16 protein-coding genes are annotated in these 19640 nt (G+C 69.3%); 9 read left to right on the top strand and 7 right to left on the bottom strand.

Annotated features, from left to right (window positions below):
- Positions 1–5: 5 nt before the first annotated feature.
- Complete coding sequence (locus VFA06_RS07860) at positions 6–827, top strand: DUF1206 domain-containing protein (protein WP_324839772.1); 822 nt, start codon at positions 6–8, stop codon at positions 825–827.
- Positions 828–920: 93 nt separating this feature from the next.
- On the opposite strand, the gene VFA06_RS07855 is transcribed toward VFA06_RS07860, so the two are convergent.
- On the bottom strand, positions 921–1361 hold the full coding sequence (locus VFA06_RS07855; RefSeq protein WP_324839771.1) for an STAS domain-containing protein: 441 nt from the start codon (positions 1359–1361) through the stop codon (positions 921–923).
- A gap of 310 nt (positions 1362–1671) precedes the next feature.
- On the opposite strand from VFA06_RS07855, the gene VFA06_RS07850 reads away from it, so the two are divergent.
- A complete protein-coding gene (locus VFA06_RS07850) occupies positions 1672–2136 on the top strand; it encodes a hypothetical protein (RefSeq protein ID WP_324839770.1) in 465 nt (154 codons plus the stop codon).
- 87 nt (positions 2137–2223) lie between these two features.
- Here VFA06_RS07850 and VFA06_RS07845 read toward each other — a convergent pair whose 3' ends face one another.
- The 3 genes from VFA06_RS07845 to VFA06_RS07835 all read right to left on the bottom strand — a co-directional run bounded on the left by VFA06_RS07845 (position 2224) and on the right by VFA06_RS07835 (position 7861).
- Positions 2224–5808, bottom strand: a complete 3585-nt coding sequence (locus VFA06_RS07845) for a choice-of-anchor D domain-containing protein (protein ID WP_324839769.1) — start codon at positions 5806–5808, stop codon at positions 2224–2226.
- Positions 5809–6116: 308 nt separating this feature from the next.
- A complete protein-coding gene (locus tag VFA06_RS07840) occupies positions 6117–7238 on the bottom strand; it encodes a Xaa-Pro peptidase family protein (protein ID WP_324839768.1) in 1122 nt (373 codons plus the stop codon).
- Between the two features lie 47 nt (positions 7239–7285).
- Complete coding sequence (locus VFA06_RS07835; RefSeq protein WP_324839767.1) at positions 7286–7861, bottom strand: TetR/AcrR family transcriptional regulator; 576 nt, start codon at positions 7859–7861, stop codon at positions 7286–7288.
- Between the two features lie 23 nt (positions 7862–7884).
- Between VFA06_RS07835 and VFA06_RS07830 the strand changes: the two genes are divergently transcribed.
- The gene (locus VFA06_RS07830; protein ID WP_324839766.1) at positions 7885–8301 is read left to right on the top strand and encodes an SRPBCC family protein; all 417 of its coding nucleotides are present in this window, start codon (positions 7885–7887) and stop codon (positions 8299–8301) included.
- Positions 8302–8344: 43 nt separating this feature from the next.
- On the opposite strand, the gene VFA06_RS07825 is transcribed toward VFA06_RS07830, so the two are convergent.
- Positions 8345–9748 carry a ferredoxin reductase family protein gene (locus VFA06_RS07825; RefSeq protein ID WP_324839765.1) on the bottom strand — a complete coding sequence of 468 codons (1404 nt, stop codon included), beginning with the start codon at positions 9746–9748 and terminating at the stop codon, positions 8345–8347.
- A gap of 446 nt (positions 9749–10194) precedes the next feature.
- Between VFA06_RS07825 and VFA06_RS07820 the strand changes: the two genes are divergently transcribed.
- Together VFA06_RS07820 and VFA06_RS07815 are read left to right on the top strand one after the other, a co-directional pair.
- Positions 10195–10887: a Rieske (2Fe-2S) protein gene (locus tag VFA06_RS07820; RefSeq protein WP_324839764.1), complete on the top strand. Its 693-nt coding sequence runs from the start codon at positions 10195–10197 to the stop codon at positions 10885–10887.
- Positions 10884–11006 (top strand): hypothetical protein, encoded by a 123-nt coding sequence (locus VFA06_RS07815; protein WP_324839763.1) that lies wholly within the window; start codon positions 10884–10886, stop codon positions 11004–11006. The genes VFA06_RS07820 and VFA06_RS07815 overlap by 4 nt, the downstream gene beginning before the upstream one ends.
- 51 nt (positions 11007–11057) lie before the next feature.
- On the opposite strand, the gene VFA06_RS07810 is transcribed toward VFA06_RS07815, so the two are convergent.
- Entirely contained in the window at positions 11058–12092 is a 1035-nt protein-coding gene (locus tag VFA06_RS07810) for an acetylxylan esterase (protein WP_324839762.1), read from the bottom strand.
- 19 nt (positions 12093–12111) lie between these two features.
- Positions 12112–13146: a LacI family DNA-binding transcriptional regulator gene (locus VFA06_RS07805; protein ID WP_324839761.1), complete on the bottom strand. Its 1035-nt coding sequence runs from the start codon at positions 13144–13146 to the stop codon at positions 12112–12114.
- Positions 13147–13424: 278 nt separating this feature from the next.
- On the opposite strand from VFA06_RS07805, the gene VFA06_RS07800 reads away from it, so the two are divergent.
- The 4 genes from VFA06_RS07800 to VFA06_RS07785 all read left to right on the top strand — a co-directional run bounded on the left by VFA06_RS07800 (position 13425) and on the right by VFA06_RS07785 (position 19605).
- The gene (locus VFA06_RS07800; RefSeq protein ID WP_324839760.1) at positions 13425–15944 is read left to right on the top strand and encodes a glycoside hydrolase family 3 N-terminal domain-containing protein; all 2520 of its coding nucleotides are present in this window, start codon (positions 13425–13427) and stop codon (positions 15942–15944) included.
- 1 nt (position 15945) lies between these two features.
- Positions 15946–16935 (top strand): ABC transporter permease, encoded by a 990-nt coding sequence (locus VFA06_RS07795; protein ID WP_324839759.1) that lies wholly within the window; start codon positions 15946–15948, stop codon positions 16933–16935.
- A 2-nt stretch (positions 16936–16937) separates the two neighbouring features.
- Positions 16938–17867 carry a carbohydrate ABC transporter permease gene (locus VFA06_RS07790; RefSeq protein ID WP_349260111.1) on the top strand — a complete coding sequence of 310 codons (930 nt, stop codon included), beginning with the start codon at positions 16938–16940 and terminating at the stop codon, positions 17865–17867.
- A 70-nt stretch (positions 17868–17937) separates the two neighbouring features.
- Positions 17938–19605 (top strand): sugar ABC transporter substrate-binding protein, encoded by a 1668-nt coding sequence (locus tag VFA06_RS07785; protein WP_324839757.1) that lies wholly within the window; start codon positions 17938–17940, stop codon positions 19603–19605.
- Positions 19606–19640: the final 35 nt, after the last annotated feature.

Raw genomic sequence — 19640 nt, 5'->3', positions numbered from 1 at the left:
GCAGGATGGCCGTCAGCTCGCACATGCGTGGATATTCCACGCGGCGGATGGCGCGCGGTGACACGGTCCGGGCACTAGGACGAGCCGGCTTCGTCGCACGCGGGGTCGTCTATCTGCTCATCGGCTGGATCACCTTGCTGATCGCCTTCCAGCACAAGACGCTCGAGGCGGACCGGACCGGGGCGCTTGAGCTGATCGCGGGCAAGCCGCTCGGCTCGGTGCTGCTGTGGTTCCTGGTCGTCGGCTTCGGCGGCATGGCGCTGTGGCGACTGTCGCAGGCCGCGTATCCGTTGCCCGGCAAGCGCGGTGCGGGATCGCGCGCCGCGTCCCTTTTCCGCGCCGTGGTGTACGCGATCGCCTGCGTCAGCACCCTGAGCTTCGTGCTGACGCACCACTCGAGCGGCTCGACGAATCAGGCCTCGCAGGACTTCACCGCCCGCGCGATGACGCACCCCGGCGGCCAGGTCCTGGTGGCGCTGGTCGGCGTCGCGCTCATCATCGGCGGGCTCGCGTTGGCCTGGCGCGGCGTGACCCGCAAGTTCGCCGAGAACCTCAAGCTGAGCACCATGACGGCGGCCAAGCGGCGTTGGGTGCTGCGCCTCGGCACGATCGGCAACATCGCCCGCGGCGTGGTGTTCGCCGCGATCGGCGGGTTCATGCTCGACGCGGCCGTCACCTTCGACCCGGCGCGGGCCAAGGGCGTCGACGCGACGCTGCGTTCCTTCGCGGCCGCGTCGTACGGTCCGGTCCTGCTGGTGCTGATGGCGTTCGGGCTGGCCGCCTTCGGCCTCTACTCCTGGGGCGAAGCGCGGTGGCGCCGGCTCTGAGCACGGCGCGCCGTTGCCGCTGAGGCGACTGCGCCGCTGAAAACAACCGGTCGCCGGGACACTGCCCCGGCGACCGGTTCGTTCAGAGCTTGGCTAAGCCCCGGCGACGAGTTCGTTGAGGGCCTCCGCGACGGTCGGATACACCGTGAACGTCCCGCGCAGGCACATGTGCTCGAGGAGCCGGCGAACCCACGGCCGCGGAGCGGCGAGGCACAGCCAGCCCCCGGACGAGGCGAGCGCGTCGCGCCAGTGGGTCAGCTGGCCGATCGCGTCGCCGTCCAAGTCGTAGAGGCGGGAGAGGTCGAGTACGACCCGGGTGCGCCCGCCGCGCACCAGTCCGTCCAGCAGCCGGGACAGCTCGCCGATCCTGCTGGTGTAGAGCTCGCCCCACACGTGCACGATCGTGTAGGCGTCGGCGGACTGGACGCGCAGTTCGAGCCGGTGAGCGGGCGTTCCGGTGAGCCGGGTGCCGCGGCGCCGGACCGCGGCGGCAAACGGAGGTCTTTCGGGGGTGGACTCGGCGATCACAGACATGGTTCTCCTCCTCGCTACCCGGCTCCGGATTCGCGGGCGCCACGCACTAGCCGTGGCGGGGCACGGTCCGTCATTCGGGGGGAGCCGTCTGTACCCGCCGCGCCGGAAAACATGCGCCTTTGTTGATCAGCGCCCGGCAGCGACGCCGTGGCGGCTTCGGGCCGCGCCGCGCGCCGTGGGACTCGCCGACCCGACCCGCCGCATGATCGCCCAGTTCACGGGTATCGGTGGGTGCCTAGCCGGGTGACTTCGCGCGCGATGGCGCACGGCCCGGCGTGAGCGAACCTGGGTCACAGATGGGAGGCGGGTCATGCTCGTCGTAGGACTGCTGCTCCTCGCCGCGGCGGTGGCCGTCGGCGCGGCTGGAGTCGCGGCCAACACCGGCACCGAGCACCAGTTGTCCAACGGTTTCACGCTCTTCGGCTACCACCTGCACGGTTCGGCCGGGCGGCTGTACCTGGCCGGCCTCGTGATCGGGGCGGTGGCGATGCTGGGCTTCATGATGGTGGCCGAGGGGCTGCGCCGTGACGCCGCCCTGCGCCGGGAACTCGGCCGGTTCCGCCGTGACGCCCGCGCCCGCCGCCGCCGCGCCGCGGCGGCCGAGGCCGGCCGGACGGCCCCGGCGGCCACCGCTCCGGTGGCGGCCACCGTGTCCGCGAAGACCGCGGAGCCGGTCGCCGCGCGCACCGCGGACGGCTCCGTCGACACCTCCGCCGAGCGTTCGGCTCGGCGTCGAGGGCTGCGCAACTGGCGAACGGCGCGTCCGGCGAGTTAGCACTCGGTACGAAACACCGGTGCCCCCGAGTAATCCGCTACTCGGGGGCACCGGTGTATCAGGTTACTGCCCTTCCCAGCCTAGATCTCAGCTGGCGAATACCTGGAACTCGGAGACCTGCCCGGCCGGCCAGCCGGTGTTGGCGGTGAAGTTGAGCCGCAGGTACCGGGTGCTGGTCGGGTTGAAGGTGATGGTGACCGTGTTGCCGGTCGCCGGGTTGAAGGTGTAGCCGGCCGATCCGACGATGGTGCTGAAGGCGGATCCGTCGGTGCTGCCCAGCACGGACAGCGTCTCGGTGCGGGTGGCCCAGGCGCTGGACGGCGGCAGGTCGAGCACGATCCGGCCGATCGTCTTCGCCGAGCCGAGGTCGACCTGCAGCCACTGTGGGAAGGCGTTGTCAGTGCTCTCCCAGTAGCTGCTGGTGTCGCCGTCCACAGCGTTCGCGGGCGTATAAGTCTGCGTGTACCCGCTGGCCGAGGCCGGCTGGTTCAGCGCCAGATTCGTGTTCGAACTCACTCCACTGCCGGAGAGCGCCACCGTCGCCGGGCTGCCGGGGGCGTTGCTGGCGATGCTCAGCGTGCCGGTGCGCGCCCCGGTGGCGGTGGGCGTGAAGGTGACGTTGACGGTGCACGACGCGCCCGCCGCGATCGACGAGCCACAGTTGTTGGTCTGCGCGAAGTCGCCGCTGGTCGAGATCGACGAGACCGTGGCGGCCTGGTTGCCGCTGTTGGTCACGGTGACCGACTGCGCCCCGGTGGCCGAGCCGACCGTCTGGCTGCCGAAGCTCAAGCTCGACGGGTTCACCGCGATCGACGGGCCGGACGAACCGCCGCCGCTTGGGAAGACCTCGAAGTCGGAAAGCTGACCGGCCGGCCAGCCGGTGTTCGCGGTGATGTTGACCCGCACGTACCGGGCCGTGCTCGCGCCGAAGGTGATGGTGACGGTGTTGTTGTTGGCGTTCGGGTCGAAGGTGTAGCTCGCGGATCCGACGAGGGTGGAGAAGTTCGATCCGTCCGTGGAGCCGAGCACCGAGAGCGTCTGGGTCCGCGCGCCCCACGCCGTCGACGGAGGCAGCCTAAGGATCAGCTTATTGATGCTGTAGTTCTGGCCGAGGTCGACCTGTGCCCACTGCGGGAAGGAGCCGTTGGCGCTCTCCCAGTAGGTCGACGCGTCGGCGTCGGTCAGGTTCGAGGCGACATATGAGCCGTTGACGGAGCTGGCCGAAGCCGGCTGCCCGGCCGCGATGTTGGTGTTGGTGCCGATTCCGCTGCCGGTCAGCGCGACGGTGGTCGGGCTGTTGTTGGCGTTGCTGGTGACGGTGAGCGTTCCGGTGCGGGTGCCGCTCGCGGTCGGCTTGAAGGTGACGGTCACGACGCAGGACGCGTTGACCGCGATGGTCGAGCAGTTGTTGGTCTGCGTGTAGTCACCGGTGACCGAGACCCCTGAGACGGTGGCCGAGGTGGTGCCGGTGTTGGTCACCGTGACGTTCTGCGCGGTGGAGGAGGAGCCGACGACCGCGCCGCCGAACGACAGGCTCGCCGGGTTCGCGTTCAGCACCGGTCCGGGCGCGGTGCCGGTCCCGGAGAGGCTGACGGTGTTGGTGACGCCCCCGGCGTTGACCGTCAGGGTTCCGCTACGGCTGCCGGCGACGGTCGGCTTGAAGGTGACGTTCACCGTGCAGGAGCCGTTCGCCGCGATCGACGAGCCGCAGTTGTTGGTCTGCGCGTAGTCGCCGCTGGCCGCGATCGACGAGACGGACGCGGCCGAGCCGGTCGGGTTGGAGACGGTAACGGTCTGCGCGGGCGAGGTAGAACCGACCGCCACCGAGCCGAAGTTCAGCGCGGTCGGCGTCACACTCACGCCGTTGTTCGGGTACGGCGGGTATACCGGCGCCGGCCAGCCGTTGCACTGGGTCGGGCTGATGCCGGAGTTGCCGCCGTTGTCGGTGATGGTGAAGCTGCTGCCTTCGCAGCTGTAGCTCGGCGCGTTGCCCGCGTTTGCCTGCGCGACGCCGGTGGCGGTGACGTTCTGCGCGGAGGCGGTGCCGCCGGTTTGCTCCTGCAGGGCGAAGGTGCCGGTGCCCGCGATGGTCACGTTGTTGAGGTTGACGCCGCTGATGGTGCCCTCGACCCACTGGATCGCCTCATAAGGGCTCTGTTCGATCAGGGCGTTGCTGACGTTGATCGGCCCGGTGATCGCGCCCTGACTGCCGTCGAACCACAGCGAGCCGACGCCGAACTGCCAGTTCGGGTCGAGGTCGCCGTTGCGGATCAGGGTGTTGTTGCTGATCGTGGTGGTGCCGACCGGGGTGGAGGTGAAGCGCTGCCCGACGTGGATGCCGCCGCCCTGGGTGATCCCGGTGTCCTGCACCAGGTTCCCGGTCACCGTGTTGTCGTGCCCGCCGTAGATGGCGATGCCGTTGGCCAGCATCTGCAGCTGCACGGTGTTGTTGGAGATGGTGTCGTTGGCGTCGGCGCCGATGCTGGAATCGGCCCAGGTGGCGATGCCGTCGTCGCCGGTGTTGCGCAGGTCGCTGTTGGTCACGGTGGAGTTGGTGACGCCGCCGTGGAAGTTGATGCCGTCGGCGGTGGTGTCCCGGATCCGCATGCCGCTGAAGGTCAGGCCGGTCATCGGGCCGTCCATCCAGGCGCCGACCTTCATGTGCTCGATCCAGAGATTGGACACCGACGAGTTGCTCATCGCGCCGCCGACGCCGTTGACCTGGCAGCTGTCGCAGCGTTCTTGCACGTTGCCGGAGATGGCGAAGTTCTGCAGGTGCACGTTCGTGCTCGGATTCGGCGCGGAGTTGCCGTAGAAGCCCGGGGCGGTCCCGGTGACGGTCGAGTACCACATGCCCGCGCCGGCGATCGTCACGTTGTTGACGGCGATGTGGCCCGGGACGTTGTAGGTGCCCGGCGGGATCCACACGGTGCCGCCCGACCCGGCCGCGCTGATGGCCGCGTTGAACGCGGAGCTCGAGTCGTTCACGCCGCTCGCGTCGGCTCCATAGCTGGTCACCGAGACCGAGCCGGAGGGCTGGGTGAGCGCCGCGCCGACGTTCTCGAAGTCGGCGAAGTCGATCGTGTAGGACGAGGCGGTGTCCTCGGAATCGACCTGGAGGGTGAAGGTGGTGCCGGCCGGATACGTCGTGGAGAGCAGCCGGTGGGCCTCGTCGTAGAAGTGGTGCGGGTTGCTGCCCGGGGTGTTGGTGAACGGGTAACTGCCGTAGTACCAGCTGTAGGCGTTGGTGAGGGTGAAGTCGCTCTGCTTGGTGCCGTTGATGTAGAGGGAGAGCGGCGCGGTGTAGACGGTGCCGCCCGAGGTGTCCGGGATGCTGTACCGGAAGTTGATCGAGTTGGTGGCGACCGGCGTCGTGAACGTGACGTACTTGCCGGTGCCCTGCAGCGTGACCGCCTTGCGGTAGGACGCTTCGTCGGCGAGCTGGCCCTGCGTGTAGCTGGGGCCGATGACCGTTCCATTGGTCGCGGAGTTCTCCGCCTGGACCTCGACGTAGGCGAGGCTGGCGCCGCTGCCGCCGGTGGCCGCGGCCTGCGCTGAGGGCATCGCGAGCGCGACCGCGCCGCCGGCCAGCAACGCGGCACTGCCGGTGAGCGCGGCGGTGCGGCGCAGCCTTCCCGGCTCGCGCAACAGGTGGGGGGAGGGGTGGGACAAGGTTCTGCTCCTTTCGGCGCGGCGCCGAAGCCGGGGGACTTCGTGGGTGGCGCCGCGAAGGGATGGGAGGGGAGGAGCACGAGGGTCGGACGCGGGTTGGGACGCAGGCGCGAGTGGGCGCGCGGTGGCTGAGCCGTGGGTGGAGCAAAGAGGAATGTAATCTTCTCGACACTGTGGCGCAATATCTGGACTAATCAATGATGAATACTTGCTTCCGCTTGTAAGATCGCCTGGGCGGCGACGGTGGCAAACGGAAAGCGCGGGTGGCCACCAGTGGCCACCCGCGCTCTCAGACCATCAGCCTCAGATCAGGACAGCACGACCAGTTCGCGCTCGGTGCGGTTCAGCCGCTCGCCGCCGTCCTCGGTGCAGATGACGATGTCCTCGATCCGCGCGCCGAAGCGGCCGGGCAGGTAGATCCCGGGCTCGATCGAGAAGGCCATGCCCGGCTCCAGCGGCCGCGCGCTCCCGGCCACGATGTACGGCTCCTCGTGGGTCTCCAGGCCGATGCCGTGGCCGGTGCGGTGGATGAACCGGTCGCCGAAACCGGCCGCCGCGATCATGTCCCGGCCGACCGCGTCGAGCTGCTCCGCGGTGATGCCCGGACGCACCGCCTCGACCTGGGCGCGCTGCGCGGCGAGCAGCACGTCGTACATCTCGAGGAACTCCTTCGGCGGCTCGCCGACCGCGTAGACGCGGGTCGAGTCGGAGCAGTAGCCGTCGTGCGTCGTCCCGCCGATGTCGACCACCACGGCGTCGCCGGGCTCGATCCTGCGGTCGGAGACCTCGTGATGCGGGCTGGCCCCGTTCGGGCCCGCCGCCACGATCACGAAGTCGACCCGGGCGTGCCCCTCGGCGAGGATCGCGTCCGCGATGTCCCGGCCGACCTCGCGTTCCGTGCGGCCCGGGCGCAGCCATTCGCCCATCCGCGCGTGCACACGGTCGATCGCGGCACCCGCGCGGCGCAGCGCCTCGGCCTCAGCCGGCGTCTTGCGCAGCCGCAGTGCGCTGAGAACGCCGCCGGCCAGATCCTGTTCCGCCTCTGGCAGCACCCTGCGAAACTCGGCCGCCTTCTCCACCCACATGTGGTTGTCCAAGCCGACCCGCTTCGCTTCGGACAGACGCGCGGCGGCGACCGCGTACGGGTCGTCGGTCTCGTTCCACGCCACGATCTCCAGCCCCGAGGCCCCGGCCGGAGAGGCGGCGGCGAGCGGCCGCTCGAGCGCCGGCACCAGCAGGCACGGCTCACCGTTCACCGGCAGCACGAGACACGTAAGTCGCTCCAACGGCATCGCGTCGTAACCGGTGAGGTAGCGCAGATCCGCGCCGGGGCAGACCAACAGCGCGTCGAGCCCGGCCCGCGCGGCGGCCTCGCGGGCGATGTCCAAGCGCTGCGCCGGATAGAGGGCCGCGGATCCGCCGTCAGACATGGCAACTCCAGAACTGTTCGCGATGACGCTGACCGCTCCATCCTGCCTCACGGCCGCGACGTCGGCAGCGCGCTTTCGATCATGTCCACGAAGCGGGCGTGCGCGGCGGAAACCTCTTCGGGGTCGGCCCCGGCCAGCAGATCGATGAGCAGGCCCCGGGTCACGGCGACGCCAAGCCGGATGGTTGCGATATCGAGCTCGTACCCCTCCCGTGCGGCGACCGCGGCGCCTTCCCGTAGCCACGGATCGGTCAGCTCGTCGAGCATCGCGGTGGCTCCGGCGGTGCCCTGTACCGCCAGGCCGAAGATCTCGAAGAAGAGCCGGATGAACGGTCGGATCCGCGGGCTGGTCAGTTCCTGCCACTGCGCGCGCATCGCCTCGCCCGGACTGGCCGACTGCGTGGCGAGAGCCGCCATGGTCTCGCGCTGCCGGGCCTCCATGAACGCGACGACGGCCGCCATCAGGCCTTCACGGGAGCCGAAGTGGTAGAGCAGCATCCGGTGGCTGGAGCCGATCCCGGCCGCGATTTCGCGCAGACTCTTGCCCGCGATGCCGCCCTGCGCCGCGAAGCCGACGACCTTCTCCAGCAAAGCCGCCTTCGCTGCGGACTCTCCCTCTGTCATGTACCAAATGGTACAGTCGCGATGTGAAGTGGGAGAACTCCGTGACCATCGCGGCGCCGGCGGACACCGTCTGGCGGCTGACGACCGACGTGACGAACCTGCCATCGCTGACGCCGACGATGCAGAAGGTCGAGCGCTTGGACGACGGACCGCTGCAAGTCGGCAGCCGTACCCGCATCAAGCAGCCGGGCCAAAGCGCGGCGGTGTGGACGGTGACACGCATCGAGCCGGGCAGCGAGTTCGTCTGGGAGACCAAGCGGCTGTGGCTTCGGATGGTCGGCGGGCACCGCATCGAAGACCTCGACGGTAGCTGTCGCAACGTCCTGAGCCTCGAGCTCACCGGCCCCGGTTCCGGCCTCCTCGGCGCGCTGATCGGCTCGACCGTGCGTAAGGCGATCGCGACCGAGAACGCCGGGTTCAAGACTGCGGCCGAGAGCTAGCGCGTCGGCGCCTGCCCTCGGCCGCGGTAACGAACCTCGCGTCCTAGAACGTGAAGCGTTCCTGGTGGATGTGACGGCGTGGCACGCGAGCCTCGCGCAGCGCCTGCCCGGCCGCTTGGATCATGCTGGTCGATCCGCACAAGAACACGTCGCGCGATTGGATGTCGGGCACCAGGTGCGTGATCCGCTCCGCACTGAGCGGGCCCGGCTGGGCGTCGCGCGGACCGAGCAGGTAGTGCACGGTGAGCCGGCCGCCGTTCGCGAGCCATTCGAGCTCGCGGTGGAAGACGATGTCGCCACGGCGCGACGCGCGGTACAGCAGCACCAGGTCCTCGCCCGCGGCGGCCAAGGGGTCGATCAGCGCGCGCAGCGGCGTGATGCCGATGCCACCCGCGATCAGCACGACCTTGCGGCGGGTACGCAGCGCGGCGGTCATCGCGCCGTACGGACCCTCGGCGAAGACCCGGACACCCGGCTGTAGATCCTGCAGCGCCCGAGTGTGGTCGCCGAGCGCGCCGACCGTGATCCGCAGCCATTCCCGGTTGGGCGCCGCGGACAGCGAGAACGGGTGCGACTGCCACCAGAAGCCGCGGGCCAGGAACCGCCAGCGGAAGAACTGACCCGGCTCGGCCTGCAGCTTGCGCAGGTTACGGCCCGTCAGGTAGATCGAGACCGCGTCGTCGGACTCGCGATGCACGTCGACCACGCGCAGCCGGTGCCGCATCGAGAAGATCACCGGCTTCATGACGCGGAACGCGAACACGGTGAGCGCCACCGCGACGTAGATGCCGACTGAGACGAGCCGGGCGCCATAGTTCGCGTCGAAGGAACCGCCCGCGGTGAACTCGTGCGTGAAGAAGAGCACGATGGCGACGTAGACGAGATAGTGCGTGTACTGCCACGTCTCGTACCGCACCCGCTTGCGCACAGCCCGCGCCGAGATGAAGCCGATGGCGAGGAAGAGCCCGAGGCCGATCGTCGCGTCGAGCAGGTAGGGCATGTCCAGGATGGTCAGGAACTCGGAGGGCGCCTTGCTGAAGGAACCGGCGTAGCCGATGGTGATCAGCACGGCGTGCGCCAGGAGCAGCAGCACCAGCGATTCGCCGCTGGCCCGGTGCGCGGCGGTCAACCAGTCCGAGCCGATCGCCCGCTCCAGCCACGGGATCCGCGCCATCAGCAGCACCTGGATCAGCACGAGGTAGGCGCCGAGCAGGCCGGCGGCGTCGCCCGCGGCCGTAGCCTGCCCGCCGAGGTTGGCCAGCGAGATACCCGGCGTGTCCATCCAGAAGAACGCCAGCACCATGACGCCGCCCGCGATCACCATGCTGATGAGCGCCGCCGCGATGTACTCGCGCGGCGGCAGCGTGCGCGTCGCGATCAGCGAGCGGTGCAGCGGCCGTGCGCGATACGCGAACGGGGTCGTCGCCGTCACTCGCTGGCCCGGCACGACGGGCCGCCCCTGGGCGGCCGGACGCGCCTGCGTCGCGGCACGGACCTGCTCGGCGAGACGCGCCTGCCCGACCGTTCGGGTCGGTGTGGTTTGTGTGGCCTGTGTGGTCTGCGTGGTTGAACGATTCTGCGCAGTCGGTCGGCCCATCGCCGGCGGCCGACCGGAGCCAGGCGGAGGCACAGAGACGGCACGATCCACCCATTCCGCCATGGTCAAGCTCCAACATGCCTGGTTGCGGCCTCGTCCCCTCCTGGGTGGCCTCTTGTGAGCCGACCACGAGGGAAAGGTGCTTTCGGTTCATCGCGGGCCTACGAAGCGGGCTGTTACAGAACGCGTAGAACCGATTACGGTCGCCATCCGTGCGCAGTACTCGATGGCGCGGCCTGCACGGCGCGGCCCATCAGACGAAGGAACTACCCACGAGGCTTCTGGGAGCGCACTCGATGACCAGCACGTACGAGACGTCCGACCTGCTGACCGACGCTGAGCAGTTCGCCGGCGAAAACGCCCCGGCATCAACGGGCGCGCTCGCCGAACCGGGGGCCGGGGGATGTGCCTCAGGCACCTGCTCGCGCTTCGCGCTTGACCGCCGCGGCCTGTTGCGCGGCGCGGCCGCGGCCGGGACCGCGGTGGTCGCCGGGGCCGGGCTGTCCGCGTGCGGGCACATCCTGGACCCGAACGAGAACGCCGCGGACGGCGCGCCGCCGAGCAACGCGTCCCCCACGACCATGACCGCCCCGCCGGCGGCGAGCAGCGCGGCGGCCAAGCCGATGAGCGGCGACGCCAACATGGACGCCAGCAAGATGCCGGACCAGACCATGAAGACCACCGCCGCCATGCCGACCGGCACGAAGCTCGGCAAGGCCTCGCAGATCCCGGTGGGCGGCGGTGCCATCTTCGCCAGCCACCAGGTCGTGGTCACCCAGCCGACGGCCGGAACCTACAAGGCGTTCAGCTCCGTGTGCACCCACGCCGGCTGCCAGTGCAACGAGGTGGCCGGGGGCCTGATCAACTGCCCGTGCCACGGCGCCTCGTTCAGCATCAGCGACGGATCGGCGCAGGCCGGCCCGACCCAGACGCCGCTGCCAGCCAAAAAGGTCACCGTCAGCAACGGGCAGATCTACCTGCAGGCGTGATCGCCGTGGTCTCGATGAGCGGCGCCGGCGCGGCCTGGATCGGGATCGCCGTGGTGGGGATCCTCACTCAGGCCGCACCCGCGGTCTACTGGCTGGTCAGGAAGCGGCGCAGGACGTGACGGTCATGCCCTGGCCGGCGCCGGTGCCCTGAAGAACGAAACGCTCCGGATCTAGGGCTGGAAAGGTCCACGAGCGTTCAGCCAGTGCAGCTGCCGCTCCACTTGAACGGCCTCGCCGCCCTCGTGATGGTTGAACGGGTACACGTGGATCGTCCGCTCCGGGAGCGCATCCGCCGACGTCGCACTGTCCTCGCTGTCCTCGCCGCACCGACGATGCGCGCCGTACTGATTGAAGGCGGCGAACACCGTGCTCGGCGGGCAGATGTTGTCGCGCAACCCCACGCCGAAATGCGCCGGCGCCTGCGCGCGCCGGGCGAACGCGACGCCGTCCACGTAAGAGAGCGTGCGGCGTACCGCCTGCTCGGCATCTCGGTGCACGGAGAGGTAGGTGACGATCTCGCCGTACGGCCCGGCCTCGGTGATGTCGATGGCCCGCCGGGGATGGCACAACAGTGGCGCCGTGCATATCAGGGCCGCGAGATCGGGCACCAGCCCGGCGACCGCCAGCGCCAGCCCGCCTCCCTGGCTGTTACCGACGGCGACGACCCGCGCCGGGTCGACACCGGGCAACTCGCGGACCGCGTCGATCGCGCGCACCGCGTCCGTGATCAGCCGCCGGTAGTAGTAGTCCTCCGGCGCCAGGATGCCTCGGGTGATCGGCCAGTGGCCGCCGTGCGGACTGGCGTGCGGATCAGGGGTCTCACCGCCGGAGCCGTACTGGTCGCCCTGGCCCCGGCAGTCCATCAGCAGATGCGCGTAACCGGCTACCGGCCAGGTCAGCCGCTCCTGCGGGAGCCCGCGACCGCGGCCGTAGCCGACGAACTCGACGACGGCGGGCAGCGGCGCCTCGACCCCGGCCGGGCGGGTGTACCAGGCGCGGATCGGATCGCCGGCGAAGCCGCGGAAGGCGACGTCCCAGGACTCGACGAGCCGCAGGCCGTTCGGCACCGGGTGCACGTCGAGGATCGGCGCGTCGCCGCGCGCGTCTTTCAGGGTGCTGCTCCAGAACGCGTCGAAGTCCTCGGGTTCCGGTACGGCCGGCGCGAATCGTTCCAGTTGGTCGAGCGGCAGATCGAACGGGGCCATGGTTCCCTCGTACTCGCTCTCAGCGCCCGGCCTCGGGCGGCGCCGTGGTCTCCCGCACCACCAGCTCGGTGACGAGATCCACCCGGCTGGTCGGCAGGTCGGCTCCGCGGGCCAGGTCCAGCAGCATCCGGGTCGCCGTCTCGGCCATGTCGCGCAGCGGCTGGTTGACCGTGGTCAGCGCCGGGTCGGTCCACGCGGACACCGGGAGGTTGTCGTAACCGATCACCGAGACCTGCCTGGGCACGTCGAGGCCGAGCCGCCGGGCGGCCCGCAGCACGCCCATCGCCTGTAAATCAGAGCCCGCAAAGACTGCCGTCGGCCGGTCGGCGCGGTCGAGCAGCTTCAGGCCGTATTCGTAGCCTGCGTCGACATAGAAGTTCCCGTAACGCACCAGATCCGGATCGACCGGCAGGTCGGCCTCGTCGTGCGCGGACCGGAAACCGGATACGCGGGCGCGACTGCACAGCACGTCGCGCGGCCCTGAGATGATCGCGATCCGCCGGTGTCCGAGTTGCAGCAGGTGCCGGGCCGCCAGCAGGCCGCCGTTCCAGTTGTTCGAGCCGACGGTGGGCACGGACGCGGTGGTCGCGCTGTCGGTGTCCACGACCACGAACGGAATGCGCTGGCGCTGTAGCTGCTGGCACTGCGGCTGGGTCGGGCTGCACATGACGAACACGACACCGAGGGGCCGGCCGGTGAGGACGCTGTCCAGCCACGGCTGCGGCGGGTGGTGCCGCCCGCCGAGCTGTGAAAGCACCACGTTCACTCCGGCCGCGGCCGCCACCGCCTCCACGCCGGCGATGATCAGCATCGCCCAGATCGAGTTGAACTCGTGGAAGACCAGGCGGATCTGACCCGCGTCGGGCGGCTTGCGCGGCTGCCGGCGGCGATACCGGTGCAGCTCGAGGCTCGCCTCCACTCGCGCCCTGGTCTCCGGCGCCACGTCGGCGCGGCCGTTGAGCACCTTGGAGACGGTCGCGATGGAGACGCCGACCTCGTCGGCGATGGTCGCGATCGTCGGGCTGCCTGGATTTTCCTCCGGCCGAGAGGTCATCGAAAGGTCACCTCTCTGTGCATAAACTTTCGGTGAGCATAGCAGTGAATTCAGGGTTGTACAGCGCGAACCAGTGAGACTTTCAAAACCGGATAAGTACCGCGCGACGTGCCCAAGGCCCGAGCAAAGGTGCTGCTAGAAAGTCTTGACACGCTCTGTCCGGAAGCCTAACTTACCGCAACACACTGCGGTTCCAATTTCGAAACTTTCGAGTGCTGCGCACCCCTCGGATCTGCCGGATCGGCGTGCCAGGGGCCGTGTCAGGGCGAAGGGGCGGCATGAGTAATCAGGGGTCTGCCGACACGGGCCGCACCGACGACGGCGCGCGGCGATGGCGCGACGCGCGGCTCGAGCCGGCGCAGCGGGCCGACGCCCTCATCCCGCTGATGACCCTGGAGGAGAAGGCCGCGCAACTGGTCGGCGTGTGGGTCGGCGCCGATGCCTCGGGGCAGGGCGTGGCCCCGCACCAGGACGAGATGCGTAACGGCACGCCGTGGCCCGAGCTGATCCGGCACGGCCTCGGCCAGCTGACCAGGCCGTTCGGCTCCGCTCCGGTCGACCCGGTGCTCGGCGCCCGCTCGCTGGCCGCCTCCCAGGCCCAGATCGCGGCCGCCAGCAGGTTCGGCATCCCGGCGCAGGTGCACGAGGAGTGCCTGACCGGCTTCGCGACGTGGGGGGCCACCGCCTTTCCGGCGCCGCTGAGCTGGGGCGCCAGCTTCGACGCGGAACTCATCGAGCTGATGTCCGGGCGGATCGGGCGCTCCATGCGCGCCGCCGGGGTGCATCAGGGCCTTGCGCCGGTGCTCGACGTCACCCGCGATTACCGGTGGGGCCGGACCGAGGAGACCATCGGCGAGGACCCGTACCTCGTCGGCGTGATCGGGTCTGCTTACGTCAGAGGCCTGGAACGGGCCGGAATCGTCGCGACGCTCAAGCATTTCGCGGGCTACTCGGCCTCGCGTGGCGGCCGCAACCTCGCCCCGGTGCCGATGGGCCGCAGGGAGCTGGCCGATGTGGTGCTGCCGCCGTTCGAGATGGCCCTGCGGCTCGGCGGCGCGCGCTCGGTGATGCATTCGTACGCTGAGATCGACGGGGTTCCGGTCGCGGCCGACGAGGCCCTGCTCACCGGAGTGCTGCGCGAGGAGTGGGGATTCACCGGCACGGTGGTCGCCGACTACTTCGCGGTGCGCTTCCTCCAGACGCTGCACGGCGTCGCCGCGGCGGCCGCGGACGCCGCCGGGCTCGCCCTCAAAGCTGGAATCGACGTCGAACTGCCCACGGTGGACGCCTATGGCGCGCCTCTGGTCGAGGCGGTGCGGGCCGGGACCGTGGACGAGACGCTGGTCGACCGCGCCCTGCGCAGGGTCCTGATCCAGAAGGCGCAGCTCGGCCTGCTGGACGGACCGCCGCCGGACCGGGCCGAGCCAGCCGAGCAGTCTGAGCACGTCGAGCAGTCTGAGCAGGTCGAGCAGCTTGACCGGCTCGTCTTCGACGACGAGGCAAATCAGCAGATCGCCCTGCGCCTGGCCCGGGAATCGGTGATCCTGCTGCGCAACCGCGACGGCGTCCTGCCCCTGGCACCGGGCCGCCGGGTCGCCCTGATCGGGCCGGTCGCCGATGAGCCGCTGGCCATGCTCGGCTGCTACTCCTTCCCGGTGCATGTCGGCGCGCACACAGGCCATGGACTCGGCCTGGAGATCCCGTCGCTGCGCGAGTCGCTCAGCGAGCTGATACCCGGGCTGGCCTACTCACCGGGCTGCACTGTGGACGGCGACGACACCTCGGGCATCGCCGCGGCGGCCGCTATCGCAGCGGACTGCGACGTGTGTGTACTCGCGGTCGGCGACCGTTCCGGCCTCTTCGGCCGGGGAACCTCCGGCGAGGGCTGCGACGCGGCCGACCTCCGGCTGCCCGGCGTGCAGGCGGACCTGGTGCGCGCGGTGCTGGCGACCGGGACACCCGTGGTCCTGGTACTGCTGGCCGGGCGTCCGTACGCGTTTGGCGACGAGTTCGAGGACGCCGCCGGTGTGATCTACGCGTTCTTCCCCGGTCAGCGCGGAGGTCAGGCGCTGGCCGAGGTGCTGACCGGCGTCGCGAATCCGTCCGGCCGGCTGCCGGTCAGTGTGCCGCGGGACGCCGGCGGTCTGCCCGCCACCTACCTCTCCCCGCCGCTCGGCCGGCGCTCGCAGGTCTCCTCGATCGACCCGACCCCCGCCTTCCCGTTCGGATTCGGGCTCGGATACACCACCTTCGAATGGAGCGGCGCCGGCCTGGTCGGTGGCGGCGACAGTGACGCGCAGCCGAGCGAGTGGCCGGTCGACGGCGAGGTGACCGTCCACATCACCGTGCGCAACACCGGCGGCCGCTCCGGCACCGAGGTCGTCCAGCTCTATCTGCACGACCCGGTCGCGCAGACCACCCGGCCGGTGGTGCGCCTCGTCGGCTTCGCCCGCGTCCCCCTGGAGCCTGGCGAGCAGGCCCGGGTCTCGTTCACGGTGCCCGCCGACCTCGCCTCGTTCACCGGAGTGCGCGGCCGGCGCATCGTCGAGCCCGGAGACGTGGAACTGCGCTTCGGCCGATCGAGCGCACACACCGAGGGCGCCGTACCGCTGCGCCTAGTCGGCCCTGAGCGCGAAGTAGGCCACCAGCGCCGCCTGATCTCCGTGGCCCGCGTCGAATCCACGGCGAAGCGGGGCGCGCGGCCCGGCGGTGACTCAGCCGTCATATCAGGCCCCGACTACGAGCTTGGGCACGACGGGGCCCCGCTCACGCACACCGCACCGGAGGCCGGAGGATGAAATGAGCACGCCGAGAACCCTGGATCCGCCTTCGGGCACCCGGGACGCCCCGCGGTCGCGGGGCGGCGCGGCCCGTCCGCGTCCGCGCAAGCTGACCTGGCGCCGCGCAGTGCGCCGGGACTGGCGGCTGTACTCACTGGTCGTCGCTCCGCTGCTGTTCTTCGCGGTCTTCCGCTACCTGCCGATGGTCGGCAACGTCATCGCGTTCCGGCGCTACGAGCCGGGCGGCAGCCTGTTCGGCGAGGAATGGGTCGGGCTGCACTACTTCCAGATGTTCTGGAGCGACCCGACGTTCTGGCAGGTGTTCACCAACACCCTGATCCTCGGCGGACTGACCCTGCTGTTCACCTTCCCGGTGCCGATCATCCTGGCGCTGCTGCTCAACGAGGTGCGCACCAGCAGCCTCAAACGCTTCGTGCAGTCGGTCTCCTACCTGCCGCACTTCCTGTCCATCGTGGTCGTCGCCGCGATCATCACCCAGATCCTCGACGCCAACGGCGTGGTGAACCAGGCGCTGCACGCGGTCGGACACGCGCCGATCCTGTTCCTCCAGCAGCCCGGCTGGTTCCGGCAGATCTACGTCTCCTCAGAGGTCTGGCAGACCGCCGGCTGGGGCACGATCCTCTATCTCGCCGCGCTGACCACGATCGACGGGCAGCTCTATGAGCAGGCCCGGATCGACGGCGCGAACCGCTGGCAGCAGACCTGGCATGTGACGCTGCCCGGCATCCGGCCGACCATGATGACGCTGCTGATCCTCAACATCGGCACCTTCATGGCGATCGGCTTCGAGAAGATCCTGCTGCTGGAGAACCCGCTCACCTACCCGACCGCCGACGTCATCTCCACCTACCTGTACCGCGTCGGCGTGGTGTCGGGCAGCTTCAGCTACGCCGCGGCCATCGGACTCTTCGACTCGCTGATCGGGCTGACGCTGGTCATCTCCGCGAACTATCTGTCCCGGCGCCTGGTGGGAGCGAGCCTGTGGTAACCATCAGTGAACTGCGACCCGGGCGCAAGGCGCCGACGCCGCCAACGCGGATACGGATCAAGCCGAGCCGCGGCTATCGGGTCTTCCAGGCAGTCAACGCCGTGATCCTGATCGGGGTCGTGGTGGTGACGCTGTACCCGTTCGTCAACATCCTGGCGCAGTCGTTCAGCTCCGAGTCCGCGATCCGTCAGGGAACGGTGAACCTCATCCCGCACGGGTTCAACCTCACCACCTACAAGACGGTGATGAAGGACTCGATGTTCTGGAGGAACTACCGCAACACCGTCGAGTACACCGTGGTCGCCACGTTGATCTCGATGGTGCTGACCACCTGCTACGCCTACGTGCTCTCCAAGCACCAGCTCAAGGGCCGCGGCGTGCTGATCGGCATCGCCGTGTTCACCATGTTCTTCAACGGCGGCCTGATCCCGAACTACGTGCTGGTCAGCCAGCTCGGCCTGCGCAACACGATCTGGGCGATCGTGCTGCCGAACGCGATCAACGTGTTCAACCTGCTGGTGATGAAGGCGTTCTTCGAGAGCCTGCCGAGCGAGCTGGAGGAGGCGGCCGCGGTCGACGGCCTGACCACCTACGGGATCCTGTGGCGCATCGTGCTGCCGCTGTCCAAGGCGGTGATCGCCACGATGATCCTCTTCTACGCGGTCTCCTTCTGGAACTCCTGGTTCTCCGCGTTCCTGTACATGGACCGCTCCGAGCTTTTCCCGGTCACGGTCTATCTACGCAACCTGATAGCGGGCGCCACCGGCGCGGGCGGCATGAACGAGGGCACGTCCAGCGATACCGCGCTTCAGGTCGCGGCCAATGTCCAGGCGGTGACCGTCGTGCTCACCGTCATCCCGATCCTGACCCTTTACCCCTTCATCCAGAAGTACTTCGTCTCCGGCGTGATGCTGGGCGCGGTCAAGGGCTAGCTCACCCCCTCCGCGCCGGAATCCGAACACCCACGCACCGCACACCGTTCGCTCGGACAAGGGAGTCTCCATGAACGCCCCGTTCACGAAAACCACACTGTCCAGAAGGCAGGCGCTCTTCGGGGCCGCGGGGCTCGCCGCACTGGCCGTGGCCGGTTGCAGCAGCTCCAGCAGCGGCAAGCACAGCAGCGACCTGTCCGGCAACCGGGACGGCGCCATGGCCAAGTACGGCGTCGGCGACCAGTTCAAGGCGACCGCGCCGCTGACCTTCTCGATCATGGTGCTCAGCAACCCGGGCTACCCGTACGACGCCAAGTGGCCGTTCTGGTCGGAGCTGACCAAGCGCACCAATGTCAGCTTCCAGCCCACGGTGGTGCCGCTGAGCGACTACAACCAGAAGCGCAGCGTCATGGTCGGCGCCGGCGACGCCCCGATGATCATCCCCAAGACCTATCACCCCGCGGAGGAGGCGTACATCGCCAGCGGGGCCATCCTGCCGGTCAGCGACTACCTCGACCTGATGCCGAACTTCCAGGACAAGGTCGCCAAGTGGAACCTGCAAAGCGACCTGGACCAGCTGCGCGAGGCGGACGGCAAGTTCTACCTGCTGCCCGGCCTGCACCAGGACGTCTGGACGGACTACTCGCTCGGCGTGCGTACCGACATCCTGCAGAAGCTCAATCTCGCGGTGCCGCAGACCTGGGACGACGTGCACGCCATGCTGCGCGCGATGAAGGCCGCGTACCCGAATCAGTACCCGCTCTCCGACCGGTGGAGCAGCCCCGGGCCCGGCCCGGGCGCCAACCGGCTGCTGGCCAGCCTCGGCGACTCGTACGGCACCTACGCCGGCTGGAACTACCAGCACAGCTGGTGGGACTCGGCCTCCGGCAAGTTCGTCTACACCGGCGCGATGGACCAGTACAAGCAGGTGCTCCAGTATCTCAACACCCTGGTGAGTGAGAAGCTGATGGACCCGGAGAGCCTCACCCAGACCGACGACCAGGCCAAGCAGAAGTGGGCCAACGGGCAGACGTTCGTCATCAGCACGAACGCTCAGGAGGTCGTCAACACTCTGCGCAAGGACATCGCGCACATCCCGGGCGCCACGGTGGCGAAGATCCCGCTGCCGATCGGCCCCGCGGGCGCGGTGAAGGCGGGTACCCGGCTGGAGAACGGCGTGATGATCTCCTCGAAGGCCCGCCAGAGCAAGAACTTCGTCGCCATGATGCAGTTCATCGACTGGCTCTGGTACTCCGACGCGGGCGAGTTGTTCGCCAAGTGGGGCATCGAGGGCACCACGTACACCGGCAGCGTGGACGACGGAACGTTCAAGCTGGCGCCGGACGTGACCTGGGCCGGGCTCAATCCCTCGGGCACGAAGAATCTCCAGGTGGTCTACGGCTTCTCCAACGGCGTGTTCGCCTACGGCGGCTCCACCAAGCTGCTCGACTCGCAGTTCCCCCCGGAGGAACTGGCCTTCCAGAACGTGATGAACAGCCGCCGCACGCTGCCGCTGCCGCCGCCGCACCCGCTGACCGCGGATCAGCGCGAGCAGGCGACGCTGTGGGAGACGAATCTGCTCGACTACGTCGACCAGCAGTCGGCCAAGTTCATCCTGGGCCAGCGGCCGCTGAGCCAGTGGGACCAGTACGTCTCCGAGCTCAAGGGCCGCAACAGCGATCAGTACATCAACCTGATCAACACCGCCTACCAGAACTACAAGAAGGCTCACGGCTGAGCCGCGAAGCAAAGCACTGAGTCATCCCGGCCCGC

Source organism: Actinocrinis sp. (genome assembly GCF_035653575.1).
Classification (GTDB): domain Bacteria; phylum Actinomycetota; class Actinomycetes; order Streptomycetales; family Catenulisporaceae; genus Actinocrinis.
Note: the sequence above shows the minus strand (reverse complement) of the source record. Positions and strands in the feature narration are given on the sequence as shown.